13 protein-coding genes and 4 pseudogenes are annotated in these 17,014 nt (G+C 36.6%); 12 read left to right on the forward strand and 5 right to left on the reverse strand.

Going from position 1 to position 17,014, the window contains the following annotated elements:
* Positions 1–50 precede the first annotated feature (50 nt).
* A complete protein-coding gene (locus AC4MBN_RS03355) occupies positions 51–299 on the reverse strand; it encodes a hypothetical protein (protein ID WP_491880660.1) in 249 nt (82 codons plus the stop codon).
* 103 nt (positions 300–402) lie between these two features.
* Entirely contained in the window at positions 403–570 is a 168-nt protein-coding gene (locus AC4MBN_RS03360) for a hypothetical protein (protein WP_491880661.1), read from the reverse strand.
* Positions 571–706: 136 nt separating this feature from the next.
* On the opposite strand from AC4MBN_RS03360, the gene AC4MBN_RS03365 reads away from it, so the two are divergent.
* From AC4MBN_RS03365 to AC4MBN_RS03400, 8 genes and pseudogenes are all read left to right on the forward strand, one after another.
* On the forward strand, positions 707–1,453 hold the full coding sequence (locus AC4MBN_RS03365; protein WP_491880662.1) for a YdaU family protein: 747 nt from the start codon (positions 707–709) through the stop codon (positions 1,451–1,453).
* Positions 1,454–1,464: 11 nt separating this feature from the next.
* The gene (locus AC4MBN_RS03370; RefSeq protein ID WP_075175388.1) at positions 1,465–2,202 is read left to right on the forward strand and encodes an ATP-binding protein; all 738 of its coding nucleotides are present in this window, start codon (positions 1,465–1,467) and stop codon (positions 2,200–2,202) included.
* Positions 2,203–2,310: 108 nt separating this feature from the next.
* A complete protein-coding gene (locus AC4MBN_RS03375) occupies positions 2,311–2,910 on the forward strand; it encodes a DUF6088 family protein (protein ID WP_491880663.1) in 600 nt (199 codons plus the stop codon).
* 160 nt (positions 2,911–3,070) lie between these two features.
* Positions 3,071–3,831, forward strand: a pseudogene (locus AC4MBN_RS03380) (IS3 family transposase); the annotation flags it as partial.
* 89 nt (positions 3,832–3,920) lie between these two features.
* Positions 3,921–4,940, forward strand: coding sequence for an IS21-like element ISAba8 family transposase (istA, locus tag AC4MBN_RS03385; RefSeq protein WP_159153814.1), 1,020 nt, complete (start codon positions 3,921–3,923; stop codon positions 4,938–4,940).
* A complete protein-coding gene (gene istB, locus AC4MBN_RS03390) occupies positions 4,940–5,713 on the forward strand; it encodes an IS21-like element ISAba8 family helper ATPase IstB (protein ID WP_160232339.1) in 774 nt (257 codons plus the stop codon). Before istA ends, istB begins: the two co-directional genes overlap by 1 nt.
* Positions 5,713–6,180: pseudogene (locus tag AC4MBN_RS03395) on the forward strand (IS3 family transposase); the annotation flags it as partial. The gene istB and the pseudogene AC4MBN_RS03395, both read left to right, overlap by 1 nt.
* Before the next feature lie 18 nt (positions 6,181–6,198).
* Positions 6,199–6,375 (forward strand): annotated as a pseudogene (locus AC4MBN_RS03400) (methylenetetrahydrofolate reductase C-terminal domain-containing protein); the annotation flags it as partial.
* Positions 6,376–6,413: 38 nt separating this feature from the next.
* On the opposite strand, the pseudogene AC4MBN_RS03405 reads toward AC4MBN_RS03400, so the two are convergent.
* Positions 6,414–6,632, reverse strand: a pseudogene (locus AC4MBN_RS03405) (IS701 family transposase); the annotation flags it as partial.
* Positions 6,633–7,051: 419 nt separating this feature from the next.
* Between AC4MBN_RS03405 and AC4MBN_RS03410 the strand changes: the two are divergent.
* The 3 genes from AC4MBN_RS03410 (at position 7,052) to AC4MBN_RS03420 (ending at position 12,227) form a co-directional block, all read left to right on the forward strand.
* Positions 7,052–10,003 carry a S8 family serine peptidase gene (locus tag AC4MBN_RS03410; protein WP_491880664.1) on the forward strand — a complete coding sequence of 984 codons (2,952 nt, stop codon included), beginning with the start codon at positions 7,052–7,054 and terminating at the stop codon, positions 10,001–10,003.
* Between the two features lie 474 nt (positions 10,004–10,477).
* On the forward strand, positions 10,478–10,732 hold the full coding sequence (locus tag AC4MBN_RS03415) for a hypothetical protein (protein WP_491880665.1): 255 nt from the start codon (positions 10,478–10,480) through the stop codon (positions 10,730–10,732).
* Between the two features lie 109 nt (positions 10,733–10,841).
* Entirely contained in the window at positions 10,842–12,227 is a 1,386-nt protein-coding gene (locus AC4MBN_RS03420; protein ID WP_005267252.1) for a methylenetetrahydrofolate reductase C-terminal domain-containing protein, read from the forward strand.
* Between the two features lie 276 nt (positions 12,228–12,503).
* On the opposite strand, the gene AC4MBN_RS03425 is transcribed toward AC4MBN_RS03420, so the two are convergent.
* Positions 12,504–14,045: a PepSY-associated TM helix domain-containing protein gene (locus tag AC4MBN_RS03425; protein WP_075175392.1), complete on the reverse strand. Its 1,542-nt coding sequence runs from the start codon at positions 14,043–14,045 to the stop codon at positions 12,504–12,506.
* A gap of 402 nt (positions 14,046–14,447) precedes the next feature.
* Complete coding sequence (locus AC4MBN_RS03430; protein WP_075175394.1) at positions 14,448–15,116, reverse strand: epoxyqueuosine reductase QueH; 669 nt, start codon at positions 15,114–15,116, stop codon at positions 14,448–14,450.
* A 443-nt stretch (positions 15,117–15,559) separates the two neighbouring features.
* Between AC4MBN_RS03430 and AC4MBN_RS03435 the strand changes: the two genes are divergently transcribed.
* A complete protein-coding gene (locus AC4MBN_RS03435; protein WP_067728744.1) occupies positions 15,560–16,861 on the forward strand; it encodes an MFS transporter in 1,302 nt (433 codons plus the stop codon).
* Positions 16,862–17,014 lie beyond the last annotated feature (153 nt).

Below are 17,014 nucleotides of genomic sequence, written 5' to 3' on the forward strand. Positions count from 1 at the left end.
ATCAAAGTCTAAAATAGTCAAAAATGATACTTTCGCAAGAGGTCTAAAAATTAAAGCTTTCTAAATAATTCTTTTGCATTTAGATATTCTTGTTGGTCAATACCTAAATATCTTAATAAAGCAGGTGTTTTTATTGAATCTAAATTATATAAAGCCCAATAAAATGTTTCATATCTATTTTGCTTTTTAAAATCTTTTATTTTTCCATTTATATAGGATTCATCTAAATCATCTTCAATAAATAATTCAATTATTTTTAAAGCGATACGGTTTAAATTATTGATATCAATATTTTTCATTTTTTTACCTATTTGGATGAATTTTAATACACAGAATTATGTATTGCCAATTATTTTTATTTAAAATTCATTGAAAAGTGAAATAGTTTTTTTTGGTTAATATTTAGAAATTGACAGGATTTTTAAATATTGCCACATTTACCACATTTACCACATTTACCACATTTACCACATTTACCACATTTACCACATTTACCACATTTACCACATTTACCACATTTACCACATTTACTACATTTACCACATTTACCACATTTACCACATTTACCACATTTACCACATTTACCGTTTGTTCTTAATTCCTACAGTATAAAAAACAATTTTTCGATTTTTTATATGAAATCAATCTTCGTTTTCTTAGATGGATTAATATTGAGAGAATTTATTTAACAGGTTAAAGAGAAAAAATGAATTATTTCAATTTTCACATTGGTGATTTTAATAGTTCAACCCGTCATCTAAGTATTATCGAGAGAGCAATATATCGAGATTTATTAGATATTTATTATGAAACTGAAAAACCGATTTCTGCAGATGAGCTTGATAGAATTTTCCGAAAAATTCTATGTAAAAGTGAAGAAGAAAAAAATATTACAATGAGTATCCTTGATGAATTTTTTGAATTGCGAGATGGTAACTATCATAACAGGAGGTGTGACAAGGAACTCGAGGAGTATCGAGCAAAGCTATTTAATCTATCTAAAGCTGGAAAGGCTTCTGCTGCGAAAAGGAAAGGTCAACATCAGTCATCTGATGAACAACAGAATAACGGATGTTCATCAGATGATCCTAACCAAGATCCAAGATCCAAGATCCAGCAACCAATATCCAAGAACCAAAAATTAAATTTAGAAGTTTGTTCAGTTGAAGATTTATTAAAATTATGGAACCCAACAATTGATACGGTAAATCAATATCTCCAAATATCAGGATTACCAACTATCACAGATACTGATTTTAAAAAAAGGAAACCTGAATTTTTGGCTTATTATCGATTACAAATTATTAAAGGAAAGCTTGATGGTACAGAACTTATGGGGAAATTTATTTCTTGGATAACAAATCAAAAGGAGAAAATAAATGATAAAAAGCAAGAAGTAAAACGAAAAGGGGAAAGCCCTTGGAAAAAAGATGAAAATCTTGAGAAGTTGTAGGAGTGATGAAAATGAATACTTTAATCAAAACACTTGATACGTATTGTGATATTCACCATATTCCTATGAGTAAATTTGGGCCTATCCATTATTGTAAAGAGTGTATTCAAAAAGAAAATAATGAAAGACCTAAATATTCACTACCATCTGAAGATTTTTTAAGAAGGAGAAAACACGTTGAATTTATGGATATCGGTATTCCTAAAAGACATATTAATGCTTCTTTTGATAATTATAATCTTACCTATAGGTCTCAAAAAGAAGTATTAAATACAATGGTTGATCTAACAAATAATTTTAAAGAAAGAAATTATCAAAATTTAGTATTAATTGGCAAAGAAGGGACAGGTAAAACACATTTAGCTTGTGCTATGGCAAAGGAACTTAATGAAGCTGGTATAAGTGTCAAATTCATGAAAAGTTTTGATTTGGGGTGTTTATTTGTTGAGAATTGGGGAAATGAAGAATTTTTTGAAACTGAAGAAATCGAGAAGATATCAAGTTATGATCTTCTTATCGTAGATGAATATGGTTTATATGATCAAAAAGAGCATCATAAGGATTATGTCGATAAGGTACTTTTGAAGCGTTATGATTTAAATAAACCCACGATTATTATTTCTAATCTAAAAGAAGATGAACTTATCGATACTTTAGGTTTTAGGTTATGGTCACGACTTAATGAAGATAGGGTTACTGTTCTAGAATTTAAATGGGATGATTATCGAAGGGCAAATAAATTTGTCTAACTGCTTTTTATCAATTAAAGGTGGTTGCTTTGGTGATCACCTAAAGTTTGGATAGTACTTTGTAAGTATATTAATTATCTGATTATATAAAAAAGTGAGTTTGCCTTTGTGAAGTCTTCTAAAGAAGAGACACTTGTACTGGAAGAGTATGCAAAATTTGAGGAAGGGACTTTATTCTCAATTTTGGATTTCAGTGTCGATGTACGTGATAAAAAGCTGCAATGGATATTAAGAAACGTTATCAAAAAAGGCGAAGTCCTAATGGTCTTTCCTAACATTTATTACAAAGTACAAATAAACAAATTTTTTCCAAAAAGAATATTGAGTCCTGATATACAGCTTGCACTAAAAGCTTTATCTAAACGTACAGGTGAGAAGTTTCAGGAGCATGGTGGAGTTTCAGCGAATCGTTTAGGGTTAAGTACTCAAGTACCTGTGATTGATGTTTTCTACACCAATAAAAAATCTCGTGAATTCCATTACTTTGGCCATACTGTGAGACTGATTCATACTCGTTGTCATGATGTATTTCAGTATCCTCATGAAAGAGTTGGTTGGGGTGTATCAGCACTTTATTTTCTTGGCCCTAAGGTGGTTGATTTGGAAATGATTAACAAATTAAAAGAAGCGTTGGGTGAAGAGGATTTTCAGACATTTTTGAGAGTTAAAAAGCCAAGTTGGATTAATAAATTAATAGATAAATTATAGTTGAGATATAGAAATAATAACTACTTGGACAACCATTCTTGCTAAGTTGACTGAGCTTCAGATTTTAATAGATATAATTCATTAATAAGCAGAAACTGAATAGCCACCGATTTTGTAGACACCTTTTAGTTAGATAAAATGGCTAATTAACGAGGTGTTTATGAGCAGTAGCAAACGATATCCTGAAGAATTCAAAATTGAAGCAGTAAAGCAAGTGACTGAAAAAGGTCATAGTGTATCTGAAGTGGCCACACGTTTAGGTACAACCACGCATAGTCTGTATGCCTGGATCAAGCGTTATGATCCTCAGGAACCTAAAATCACAGACTCTAGGGATGCAGTTTCAGAATTGGCAAAGCTAAAAAAGGAGCTGCAACGGGTTACCGAAGAAAGGGACATATTAAAAAAAGCCGCGGTGTACTTCGCAAGCCAGTCCAAATGAGGTATGCCTTTATTCAGGACAATAAGCACATATGGCCTATTCGTCGTTTATGTTCGACTTTAGATGTTCATCACAGTGGTTATTACGCATGGTTAAAGCAACCCACGAGTAAAACCACAAAGAAACGGCAACTGCTTGCAGGCTTAATTAAACAGTTTTGGCTGGAATCTGGAGGAGTCTACGGCTATCGCAAGATTCACTGTGATTTGAAAGACGCTGGCGAAAATTGCGGTATCAACCGGGTACATCGGTTAATGAAAGCGGATGGGCTTAAATCACAGCGCGGCTATCGCAAGCCTAGAGCTTATGCAGGTACGCCAAGTATTGTTTCCGCAAACACCTTAGAACGACAGTTTAATCCAACTCAGCCTAATCAGCGGTGGGTGACTGATATTACTTATATTCGCACACATGAAGGTTGGTTATATCTTGCTGTGGTAATTGATTTATTTTCACGTCTTGTTGTTGGTTGGTCTATGATGTTAGCGGCAGTGTAAAAATGACCCCCTAATGGCATTTAAAAACTGACCCCCTTGGTTAATATAGCGGTCATTTTGGACTGCTCAACATGTTAACTTTGGAGCAAGCAGTGACAATCCAAATACTTCATCAACAAGGTAAATCTATTAAAGCCATTAGTCGTGAACTGGGGGTGTCCAGAAATACCGTACGTAAATATTTACGGCAAAACACCACACCTCAGTATCAGCGTATACAGCCTAGAATAAGTATCCTTGACCCATATAAACCTTATTTACTCCAACGTGTAAACGCAGCTCATCCTGAATGGATTCCTGCTGTCGTGCTCTACCAGGAAATTTTAGGGTTGGGATATCCAGGAAAGATCAGGATCTTGAGGGAATATCTTGCAACATTAAAACCAGTTGCTCAACCGGAACCGATCATTCGTTTTGAAACCCAACCTGGCCAACAAATGCAAGTGGATTTCACCACGATTCGACGCAACAACACGACTTTGAAAGCCTTTGTCGCAACATTAGGGTATTCCAGAGCGACTTTCGTGAAATTTTATGATCATGAACGTACCGATGCATGGATCGATGGTCTGGAAAATGCATTTCAGTTCTTTGCAGGAGTACCTCAGGAAATCCTGTTTGATAACGCTAAAACGATCATGATTGAACGGGATGCCTATCAGGAGGGGCAGCATAAATGGAATCCCAAACTGCTCGACTGCGCCAAGAAATACAGCTTTCGTCCTCGCGTATGTAAGCCCTACCGTGCACAGACCAAAGGCAAAGTTGAACGCTTTAATGGATACCTCAAATCAAGCTTTATTGTGCCATTGAAAGCAAGCCTGAAGACTTCGGGTTTACTGTTAGATGTTGATGTCGCCAATGCCCACATTGGCCGGTGGCTGCATGAAACCGCCAATCAGCGGATTCATGCCACCACGCAAGAAAAACCGGCTGTTCGACTGCAACAGGAGCAGCAAAAATTTACGCCATTACCGCAATCAGATACAGGTTCTAGCACTGTACCTGTTGCAGCAGCACAGCATGTCATGCCCTACGAGAGTTTGCAGCATCCCTTATCGGTATATGATCAGTTGCTAGGAGTTTCCTGATGAATCTGCAATACGACCGTATAGAGCAGCTTTGCCAAAAGCTCAATCTGCCTGCCATCGCATCACAATGGTCACATCATGCACAACAAACATTAGGTCAAGATGGAAGTTATGCCGACTTTGTTGAAGCGATCTTGACGCATGAATATGCTGCCAGGCAACAGCGCAGTCAGCAGGTACTGATGAAACTCTCAGGCCTGCCTCAAGTCAAAACCCTGGAAGACTATGATTTTAATTATGCCCTAGGGGCCCCTAAATCACAGGTGATTGAACTGTTCAATCTGAGCTTTATTGCTAGAGCAGAAAATGTGGTGTTTCTGGGGGCTAGCGGAGTAGGAAAAACACACTTATCTATGGCATTAGGCTATAAGGCCATCATGAACAACATTAAGATCAAGTTCATTACCGCAGCGGATTTAATGCTGCAACTGAGTACAGCCTATCAGCAAGGTAAATTGAAAACCTATATGCAACGGGTGATACTCGCCCCAAAATTACTGATTATCGATGAAATTGGTTATTTGCCCTTTGGACGTGAAGAAGCGAATCTGTTCTTTAACGTGATTGCCAAGCGTTATGAAAAAGGCAGTACGATATTGACGAGTAACTTACCCTTTAGCCAATGGTCTAAGTCATTTGCGGATGATGTCACGTTGACCGCTGCGATGTTAGATCGGCTATTACATCACTGTCATGTGGTACAAATATCGGGTGAGAGTTATCGTTTGAAGGGTAAAAAAAGAATTGGGATTCAGCCCCAGGTTGAAACTTAATACGAGATCAAAGGGGTCAATTTTACTTTGCCATTTGTAAGGTAAAAGGGGTCAATTTTAGAATGCCGTTGACAATGAAATCGAGAATGACTACAGATCTGGTTTTAGATGCATTATTGATGGCACTATGGCGGAGAAAACCACAGAATAAAGTTCTGATCCACTCTGACCAAGGCAGCCAATACACCAGCCATGAATGGCAAGCATTCATTAAACAACACAATCTGGAATGTAGTATGAGTCGCAGAGGAAACTGTCATGATAATGCTGTTGCTGAGAGCTTCTTTCAGTTGCTGAAGCGGGAGCGTATTAAGAAGAAAATTTACGTATCGAGATCAGATGCTCGAGCGGATATATTTGAATATATTGAAATGTTTTATAACTCAAAACGAAGACATGGTTCCAATGGACAACGTTCTCCATTAGATTATGAAAAGGCCCATCAAAAGATGGTTATGTGTGTCTAGAATTTTGGTGGCTATTCAACTACCTTAAACCGCTGTGAATTTGGAGATCGGGAATGCATTCATTCTGTGAAAGCTCGACTTGCCAAAGCCGTGGGACAAACGGAGGTTCTAAAAGAAAAATTGATTCCAACTGTACCAATTAAAGTACGTAGAACCAGTTCTTGGAAAAATTGGTATCTGGCGACAGAAACTTAGTTTTCGTTATCCATGGCATTCGAATAGAATTTCACACCTATTACTTGAAACTTTTCAATATGTTGAGTTGCTTCTTGATATAGGTCGAGAGGTGTGTAGTCTTCACGCTTCAGAAAGCGATTTACACTATCATGCGAGATGTTATAAGTCTCGGCAAGTTGTGTGCAGCTAATAGAGTTCGGTTCTGTCATGAGAAAGCCCATATAAATGGGTAGAGTACAAGTTGCTGTAGAAGCATTTTTAATTCGTCTGATCACAGATACTTTATAAAGTATTTTAATACTTTTTTGAATCCGTCAATGCGTAAGTCCTATACTCCATAAACCCTTTAAATTAATTAGGTGGTTTATGTCGCACTTCAAGTTTTACTCTGCCATGCATTCAAAATATTTATAAATTTTAAAAATAGTTTCATGATTTCTTATAAATAAATTATATGAATATTAGACCTCTCGCGAAAGTATCATTTTTGACTATTTTAGACTTTGATATTTATTTAAAAATCAACGCTTATCACTGATTAAATTTTGACTAACACAAGAGGTTTATTCTACTTTTGAATAATTGTTCTAAGATTTTTTTTAATTATAATTAAAATTATATATTTGTTTTAAAGAATTATATATTTGTTTTAAAGAATTATATATTTATTTTAATTGAAAAATAGGGGTGTTGAGTGTTCAATAATTTCTTTACAAAAACGGTTTTATCAGTAGCAATAACCTCCATTTTAATTGGTTGTGGTGGTGGCGGAGGTAATTCTGCATCAAATGGTCCAAATGTAACCACACCACCAGTGGGTGGGGTTGAGAATCCAGATACAGGTACTGGTTCAGATACAGGTACTGGTTCAGATACAGGTACTGGTTCAGATACAGGTACTGGTTCAGATACAGGTATTGGTTCAGATACAGGTATTGGTTCAGATACAGGTACTGGTTCAGATACAGGCACTGGTTCAGGTGGTAAAGAGCCAACTCCTGAACAGAGTTACGTGTATAAAAAAGAAAACTTTAATGTTGTAGAACCTAATACATCTGCAAATAAAGTAAAAGTTGGTGTTATTGACTCTGGTGTTCGTAAAAATGAAGTCTTAGAGCATGCAGTTAAAAAAGTTTATCAATATATTGAAGATTATGAAGCAGGTGAGATCACTGTTACCGATCTCACAAACGCAGGAATTGATATTCAGGATTTAAGTATTAATAATCATGGTACTTTGGTTGCAAGTGTTATTGCTGCTAAGAAAAATGGCGATCCAGAATACAAATATATTCCTGAAGGTGCTGCTAAAGATATTGCCGAAATCTATGGCGCACGAACTTCGGATGAAAATGGTGGTCTAGGTTATACATCAGGCGCTCTCCTTGCTATGCAAGACCTGCATGATAAGCATGGTGTGAAATTATTTAATGGTTCATTTGGGACTCGTTCTGCTGAACCTGAATACCAGAAGACACTTACTAAATATGCAATGAATTTGGTAGATGGTGGTTCATTGATTGTTTTCTCAACAGGTAACGATGGTTCTTTTACGCCTAATATTGAAGCTTTGCTTCCAACTTTTGTTGGGGGTGAAGGTATTGAGAAGGGGCTTTTAGCTGTAACTGGTGTGGATTCTACTAAAAAAGCTCTTTACCGTGCAAAAGATGGTACGGGTGCAAATGCTTGTGCTGGTGCTGCTCGTTGGTGTGTGGCTGCTGACTTTGAAGTTCCTGTTTATAGCGAAAGTTTAAACGGTAATGCTGTTTTTGTCGGTACATCTGCATCTGCACCGCAAATTACTGCATTGGCTGCTCAAATTTGGTCTAAATATCCTTGGATGACAGCCGACCAAGTGCGTCAAACTATTTTGACTACTGCTGATTATGTTGATGATGGTTCAGACCAAAAATTATTTAATGAAACTTTTGGTTGGGGTTATTTTAATCAAGCTTCAGCTTTGAAAGGCCCTGAAATGTTCAGCCGAATTTTTGGTGAAACCTTTAATGCAGAAGTTGATTCAGGTCTAGCTATTTTCTCTAACAACATCACTGGTGATGCAGGGTTAGTAAAAGGTGGTAAGGGTACATTGGTACTAAGTGGCAATAATACTTTCTCTGGTAATACTGTTGTAAGTGATGGTGAATTACGTGTGAATGGTAGTATTAAATCTCCATTAACGTCTGTATACAGCACAGGTTTATTAACAGGTGCTGGTGAGGTGGGTGCTGTTGATAATGGTGGTACTGTTTCAACGGAAAAGGGTCGCTTAACTATTGCTGGTGACTACAATCAGTATGAACAAGCAAAATTAGTGTATGGATTGGAACACTATTTAACTGTTACTGGTGCTGCTAATCTAGATGGTGCGTTAGAAGTTACTGCTCAAGATCAAAAAATGGTTACTGCTGGTAAACATGATGTAATTAAAGCAGGTTCTATTACAGGTGATTTTAATACGGTTGCTGCTAATAGTGCATTCCTTCAAATCGGTGAAACCACTAAGGATGCTAATACTTATTCAGTAGATGTTCAGTTAAAAGATGCTAAAGTAGCAGGTACTTTGAACGGTGGTCTGTCTAATGCTTCTGGTGATTTAGTTAACCAACTTATGGCTAAAGCGAATGCGCAAGCTGTGAATGGTGAATCAACTGAATTAACCAGCTATGTAGCGAAAGTACAGCAAGCGGTGACTGCTGAGCAAGCACAAGCTGTCTTGAATACTAATGCGGGGGCGTTATTTGCGGAAACACCATCTGTATTATTGCACAACGATGCAATGACCAATGCACAAGTCGCTCAACGTGCATTCCAAGTATCTAAACAAGGTGTAACAGGTGCGTGGGTAAATGGCGCTTATCAGGAGACTTCTACAAAAGCTAAAGGATGGGATAAGGTTGATTCAGAAATCTCAACTTTGACCGCTGGTTCAGATTTCCAAGTGGCTGATAATGCGATTTTAGGTGCTTATGTTTCAACTTACAAAGATGACTCTAAGTTTTCAGAATCAAATGGTACAAGTGAAACTGACCTGACTACCTTTGGTGTTTATGGTAAATGGAATACCGCATCAGACTTGTATTTCGCAGCTAATGCTCAATATGGTTTTGGTGATGTTGAATTTAAACGTAGCGTAACAAACGGTGTGGATTCAGAGCAAAGCAATGCTAAATCTGATTTAGATAAGTATGGTGTATACGGTGAAGTAGGTTATAGCTTCATTAACAATCAATGGTCTGTATCCCCATATGCTGCACTAAGCTTTAACAGTGTTACTTTGGACAAGGTTAATGAATCTAGTGAAATGGGTGTTACTGTTGATGATGTAACAGCTAAAGAAAATAAACTGCACGTAGGTGTTCGATTCGACTATCAAGTTACTAAAAACTTGGCGCTAGGTGGTTATGGTGAATATGCTAATGCGGTAGATCGCTCTTTACCAAATGTTAACTTGGTATCAAACGTAGATAATGCTGTTGGTGTGAGCTACCAAGCACCTGCTTACGACAAGGATTACTTCTTGTATGGCATTACATTCAACTATCTAACAAACAACTCTAAATGGAATATGTTTGGTGATGTAGCAGGAAATGCGAAAAATTCTGATGATATACAAGCTCAATTAGGGCTTAAGTATATGTTTTAATGTGAAATTGTTTTGTAAAATTTAATCATTAATCAGATTGTTAGGTGAGTTTAAGGCTATTGAAATATCTTATAAATTTTAAATAAATAAGTATTGAGATTTCAATTATGTATGCTTTATTGACTAACATCAAATGTTAACTTAGCTAAATTAGCATATAAAAAAGGCTATTTTCTAGGAAAATAGCCTTTTCTCTTCAAATTGAATGAGAAGACATGTCAAAATTTTGGGAGAAATTGGATTAGCTACTTTTCTAAGAAAGAACGTCTGTTTCTATGAAAAGGTTATGCAAACTTAAGATTTATTAGTTCTAAGCGGCTTTGTTGCACAAAGATTTCATAACTATATGATTTTAAAAGTTTTGATTATTTTTTGATCCAAAATTAAATTTATTTAAATCAGATGCTTACATATTTATGCAACAAAGCCGTAAAGATGTTAAAGGATAAAGAGTTTATTGGTCGAGTATGTCGAATGACAAATACCAATAACCCAATTGATTTTAGTGTGTTAAAGGTAATACGTTCTACGGAAAGTAGTATTCTAGGTTTCGAGATATCTAGAAAAAATACAAATGGTGCTCAATCAGAAACGGCTCTAAAAGATGATGTGAAATTTCAGGATCATGACAATTGGATAAGCGGTTCTGATCTGATCATTCAGCTACTTGAGCAAAAAATTAATACGCTTAGGCGTCAAATTAAAATCAGCTCAGCTAAAAGAAAATAAAGAATGTGAACAGGAGAGAACATTCAAATTGTATTTATCTACAATGACATGTTCTTTCCTGAATTTTAAATAATGTTTTAGCTTTAGGATATTTGGTTAATCAAGGGACATGCTTAATTTTTTTCAACACTTAGAACATTATAAATTTTGTATTTTAGTTGAATATTTGACTTCATCTAAAACTCAACATGTAGCACAAGATATTGCGGGTTTCTCAGCTTTTATTGCAATTGCTGACCGTGTCCATTCAGACCATGATATGGCACCGCTTGAGGCTAGTCAGCATTATTCAAAATCGAGCGATAAAGTTCTGCATTTTTCTGGGAAAGATCGAGATATTCAGGATTTTGAATTATTTTTAGATCAAGCCAAATCAGCCAATATTAAGAATCTTTTATTGCTGACAGGCGATAAGCTCAAAGAGCACAGTTATGGGGGGGATGAATCTGGACGTACCCGATATCTAGAATCGGTGAATGCCGTGATGGTAGCCAAGCGCCGTGGTGGATTTCATCTAGGTGTGGCTTTTAACCCGTTCAAATATGCTGAAGCTGAGCGTGACGCACAATATCTAAAACTACACAAAAAGATGAAGGCAGGCGCAGATTTTATTATTACCCAATTAGGGTATGACATGGATGCTTTAAAACAAGTAAAGGCTTTTTTAAATCGTCATCATTACCAACAAAAAATACTTGCTTGTGTTATGCCGCTGAGTTTTGCTCGTGCCAATTTTATGGTGAAAAATAAAGTCGCTGGTATTGTGATTACACCCTATATGTTAGGGGTGTTGGCTCAGGAAAAACAGGATGGGTTGAGTGATCGGGTTCATTTACGCTGTGCTTTACAGATCCTGATGTGTAAACATCTTGGGTTTGCCGGAGTTCACCTTTCAGCCTGTTACAAGCCTGAAGAGCAGATGCTTTTGGAAAGCTATATAGAACAATATCGGCATCTGGATTTGAATGCACTTGAAGCTCTCTGGAATTCATTATGGCAAGTGAAGACTGGAAAAGAGTTCATGCCAGAATTGCCTTATTACTCCCGTCAGCCGACATCCAGTCAGTTGATTAAATATCAGCAACTACATTTCATGCATGAGGCATTGTTTGAGTCCAAAATTGCCAAGGGTATCGGACGCTTTATTTTTAAAGCCTCATTTTGGGAGCATACACCTGCTGCAAAAGCATTACTGAAAACTGAATTTATCTCTAAGCATGGCGTTGTGGGCTGTGAAAGCTGTGGTCAATGCAGGCTAGGAGATACTTTATATATCTGTCCTGAAACCTGTCCAAAAGGATTGGCGAATGGTCCTTGTGGGGGGACTACCTTAGACCGCTGTGAATTTGGAGATCGAGAATGCATTCATTCTGTGAAAGCCCGGCTTGCCAAAGCCGTGGGACAGACTGACGTTCTAAAAGAAAAATTGATTCCAACTGTACCACTTGAAGTACGTGGCACTAGTTCTTGGAAAAATTGGTATACAGAAGCTTAATTCATTACATTAATTACGTTTAATGAATATCAAAATCAAAAGAATAGGCGTGATCAAAAGATATAGTGAAATAAAACCAATACTGTTTCCATAATGTGAGCAAAGTGGAAACAAGGATAATCCTAAAAGCAGTATTCCTAGAAATCTAGAGATCTGGGGATACTGACTAAGTACAGCAAAGCGACTTTGTTGTGTTTTTATACGCTGCTTTGAGCTCACTGCAAAAAATAACAGCATAGCTAAAATGATCAAGCCTAGACCAATGATAAGTTTCATTTAGCGTATACCGTTTATAAACTGATTTTGAGTCACTTGGTTTGATGCAATTGGTGCTATTTTTTGATGTAAAAATATAGCCAACAAAGCAAACAGAAGAATGAGTAGATCAACTCTCAAGAACATCCAATACGATGAGAATGAAGAAATAAGATGATGATTGAATAAGTAGCATAGGTTTATGATAGGTAGTATAAGAGCGAGAATGATGAAGCCCTTGAGTAAGCTTTTCCAAAGTTGATGCTGTGGCATTAAACAAGCGATTAAAAAGCAAATGAACCACACTGAGAAAAATGTAGTAATTTCATAATTGGGTAAATTGTAAGGTGCTGTCACTAAGCGGTTTATATAGAAATAACTCAGTACGGCAATACCAAGACCTATAGTTGCAGTCATATTAAGTCTGTTGACCAGATATGCACCAAGATGAAAGCTTTGTTTTTTATTTTTTATCTGTCTTTTTAAGCTCCATAAAAATAAGCCTGAAGCAATCATTGTTGCTCCGAGTATGCCCGATAAAAACAAGATGAATCGTAAACTCGGCTGTGCATAACGTGCCATGTGTAAGCCATATATTCCATTATTCAAAGTTGCTAATGCACTTGTATTTCGATTGTTTTTAAGCAATTCACCTGTATGTGCATTAAAAATAAACTGATCTTGGTTACGTGTGATCGTACGATCTTCTTTTTTATTAATTGTTATATGGGCCGATGATGTATTTGGACTTTTTACTGTAATTGTATCTAAGGGTGCAACTCCCCATTGTCGAGTCGTGTGCTTTAAAAAGTATTGTATAGGGCGCATTTCTGCTTTTTCAGGAGTTGAAAGTAAATCCTGCTGAGGTATTGTACGGATCTCTTCAAAATACTGAAAAGGATTGTCAGGATAGCTGAGTTTTAAATTTGCAGGGAAGAGTACATAAAAGAACATCGCCAAGCCTGTAAATGCCGTCACAAAGAAAAACGGCATCGCTGTGACAGCGGATACAGTATGATAGTCAAGATAAGAGAGTTGTCCCTTATTAGTACGTAAAGTAAAAAATTCGATCAGTAATTTTTTATGAGTAATCACACCAGAAATCAATAAAATTAATAAAATAAAGGCAGTAAAAGTGACGATGATCTGTCCTGTCATATAAGACATGCCATAGAGTTGAAAGTGCAGTCGATAAAAGAAATCACCACCTTGGGTATTTAATAACTGTAATTCACTGCCAGTTGAAGCATTTAATATTCTATTTTCGAAAGCACCTTCAGCCGTTTGCCAAAAGACACGATTTACAGGTGCATTATCATGAGCAACATGGATAAACCAACTTTTTGCATCGGGAGCATGTGTTTGTAAATAGGCAAAAGCGGATTGAGCTGCCTCATTAGAGCTAGTTTGCATAGTTGCAAATTGAGGTTGCATCCAGTAATTGATTTCAGTTTTATACAAACTCAATGATCCCATCACAAAAATGAGAAAGAGCAACCAACCAAAAATTAAGCCTAGCCAAGAATGCAAAGTTGCCGTAGATTGTCTAATCGATTTCAGCATGAATTATCCTAAAAACTTGTGTGTAAGAAATAAAATGCTGAGTACAATCAGGCTTAATAGAGACAACCATTTCAGGTTCTTGATACAAAAAATCAAAATGACAAATGCGATATAAAAGATAAGTGCGACCAATGAGCCAAGCAAAACAGATTCGGCTTTAGGTAAAAAAGATTGGCATAAATGAATCAAATTGAGGGCAAAAAAATAAGTGCATAGATAGCCAATACCAAAGCCAATCATAAAGCGATAAAGTGTAATTAAATGAAGTTTCAAGGCGTTTGATCGCAGTATATTTGATGATGAAATTGAAAGCTAAATAGCCAATCTTAGAGAGTTTTGATCTGTATAACTCTTTTGAATTACAAAGATGAGATACCCAAATAGATTGGCTATTTTAGCGTATTAAGTCTCGTCATCCATGGCATTCGAATAGAATTTCACACCTAATTTAATCCGTTCACGACCTTGGCTCATACGCCAACGGTTGGTGTCGCGCAAGGAATAGACACAGCCACAATATTCTTGTTGGTAGAACTCTTCCTTCTTGCTGATTTCGAGCATACGAACAGCACCACCATTTTTACGCCAGTTGTAATCCCAATAGGTAATGCCTGGGTAATGTGAAGCAGAACGATGACCACAGTCATTAATCTGCTGCATGTTCTTCCAACGGGAAATACCAAGCGAGCTACTTATTAGACTGAAGCCATTTTCGGCTGCATATAAAGCTGTACGCTCAAAACGCATATCAAAGCACATGGTACAACGGATGCCTTTCTCAGGTTCATTTTCCATACCTTTGGCACGTGCAAACCAATTGTCAGTATCGTAATCACAGTCGATAAAAGGGATATTATGTTTTTCGGCAAAGCGAATATTTTCTTCCTTACGAATTTCATATTCTTTTATCGGGTGAATGTTAGGGTTATAGAAAAAGATTGAAAAGTCGATACCTGATTCAATCAAGGTTTCCATCACTTCACCTGAGCACGGCGCACAGCAGGAGTGAAGCAGGAGTTTGTCATGACCTTCTGGGAGAGTCAGTTTTTGACGTTCAAGTTTATTTGACATGGAAATAGGGCTTAAATCTAAACCCTACATCTTAACAATCTAATCTCATGGTTAAGGTGATTTTTGCTCATGTTTAAATGAGTGATCTTCAGGATGTAAGTTGTGAATTAAATTCATCTTTTGGTGAGGAAATATCGTTTTACTCATGTATTGGTGTGGGTATAAATTGCACTGGTGAAATATGATTAGAGCTTAAACAAATCAATTGAATGAAGCCAAATTTTAAAATTGAAGGCTGAGCTATTTTTTCTTTGGAAAAGCTAAAAATAGCTCATTAATTTGAATACTTAAATTTCGCTAAAAGTCATAAAAAAATTGAATCGGGTTCTAAACATATTTTGTTCAGTGTATATCTAAGCCGTCATCATTTTTTTTGTACAAATATAAATGAGAGCCGACTTATTTATATCTTTTGATTTTTTATCGAATGATGATGGTCTTTCATGGAATATGTAGAACACAACACCTCCACGGTCAATCCAAATTCTAAAACACGTGTTTTATTTGCGAGTCTGGTAGGTACAACAATTGAATTTTTCGACTTTTATATTTATGCCACGGCTGCTGTACTGGTTTTCCCGCATTTATTTTTCCCTGAAAGTAGTGGTAGTGCCGCATTACTGCAATCTTTAGCCACTTTTTCAATTGCATTTATCGCACGTCCAATTGGCGCTATTATTTTTGGACATCTTGGTGATCGAATTGGCCGTAAAGCCACACTCGTTTCTGCATTGCTATTAATGGGGATTTCTACAGTTTGCATCGGACTATTACCGACCCATGCACAAATTGGTGTGGCTGCACCCATCTTGTTAGCATTGTGTCGTTTAGGGCAAGGGCTTGGTTTGAGTGGCGAGTGGAGTGGTGCGGTATTATTCGCCACAGAAAATGCACCAAAGGGTAAACGTGCATGGTATGGCATGTTCCCACAGCTCGGTTCTCCAATTGGTTTTATTCTTGCGGCAAGCTCATTTTTATTATTAGGTGCATTTTTATCAGATGAAGCCTTTATGCAATGGGGCTGGCGAATTCCGTTTATTGCAAGTGCATTGCTAGTATTCGTTGGCTTATATATTCGATTAAAACTACACGAATCTCCAGCTTTTCAAAATGTTTTAAACAAGCAATCAGCAGTTAAAGTACCTTTGAAGGATGTGCTCACCAAACATATTGGAAAAGTGGTATTGGGTATGTTGGCGACAGTATGTACCTTGGTTGTATTTTATTTGATGACGATATTTGCATTGAATTGGGGGACAACCGCATTAGGGTATAGTCGAGATACTTTTTTAAAAATCCAACTGATTGCAACAGTGTGTTTTGGTCTGTGTATTCCTATCTCTGCATTATCCGCTGAGAAGTTTGGTAGAAAAATAACATCCATTGCCATTTGTATTCTGACCATGATCTTTGGATTGTTCTTCTCAACATTTTTTGTTGCTGATAACGTATTATCAGTATTGGTGTTCCTGTGCCTTGGTTTAAGTATTATGGGCTTAACTTATGGACCACTTGGGACCATTTTGTCTGAAATTTTCCCTGTTTCAGTTCGATATACAGGAACAGCCTTGTCTTATAATTTTGGTAGTATTTTAGGCGCATCATTTGCCCCTTTGATTGCAACTCAATTGGCTCAAAATTATGGTTTGCATGCTGTGGGATATTATTTATCTATCGCGGCAGGTGTTTCTCTATGTGCTTTCATGTGTATTCGTGAAACAAAAAATGAAAACATTATGAGCTGATTGTTTTATTGCACATGATGCTCAATTTCGGGCTTATTCAATCGTATATTTTAAAATGAATAAGCCCACAACTCAGATACACCTTATCCCAACTCGTTTTCTCATCATTAAATGTTCATCATTGTATCGATATACAGATGCATTCGATTTCTA

It is taken from the genome of Acinetobacter sp. CAU_H_60, assembly GCF_058599385.1.

What these genes read in the sequence shown, in the direction of transcription:
- AC4MBN_RS03355 (WP_491880660.1), bottom strand. Translation starts at nt 299, where the DNA reads ATGAAAAATATTGATATCAATAATTTAAACCGTATCGCTTTAAAAATA.
- AC4MBN_RS03365 (WP_491880662.1), top strand. Translation starts at nt 707, where the DNA reads ATGAATTATTTCAATTTTCACATTGGTGATTTTAATAGTTCAACCCGT.
- AC4MBN_RS03370 (WP_075175388.1), top strand. Translation starts at nt 1,465, where the DNA reads ATGAATACTTTAATCAAAACACTTGATACGTATTGTGATATTCACCAT.
- istA (WP_159153814.1), top strand. Translation starts at nt 3,921, where the DNA reads ATGTTAACTTTGGAGCAAGCAGTGACAATCCAAATACTTCATCAACAA.
- istB (WP_160232339.1), top strand. Translation starts at nt 4,940, where the DNA reads ATGAATCTGCAATACGACCGTATAGAGCAGCTTTGCCAAAAGCTCAAT.
- AC4MBN_RS03415 (WP_491880665.1), top strand. Translation starts at nt 10,478, where the DNA reads ATGACAAATACCAATAACCCAATTGATTTTAGTGTGTTAAAGGTAATA.
- AC4MBN_RS03420 (WP_005267252.1), top strand. Translation starts at nt 10,842, where the DNA reads ATGCTTAATTTTTTTCAACACTTAGAACATTATAAATTTTGTATTTTA.
- AC4MBN_RS03425 (WP_075175392.1), bottom strand. Translation starts at nt 14,045, where the DNA reads ATGCTGAAATCGATTAGACAATCTACGGCAACTTTGCATTCTTGGCTA.
- AC4MBN_RS03430 (WP_075175394.1), bottom strand. Translation starts at nt 15,116, where the DNA reads ATGTCAAATAAACTTGAACGTCAAAAACTGACTCTCCCAGAAGGTCAT.
- AC4MBN_RS03435 (WP_067728744.1), top strand. Translation starts at nt 15,560, where the DNA reads ATGGAATATGTAGAACACAACACCTCCACGGTCAATCCAAATTCTAAA.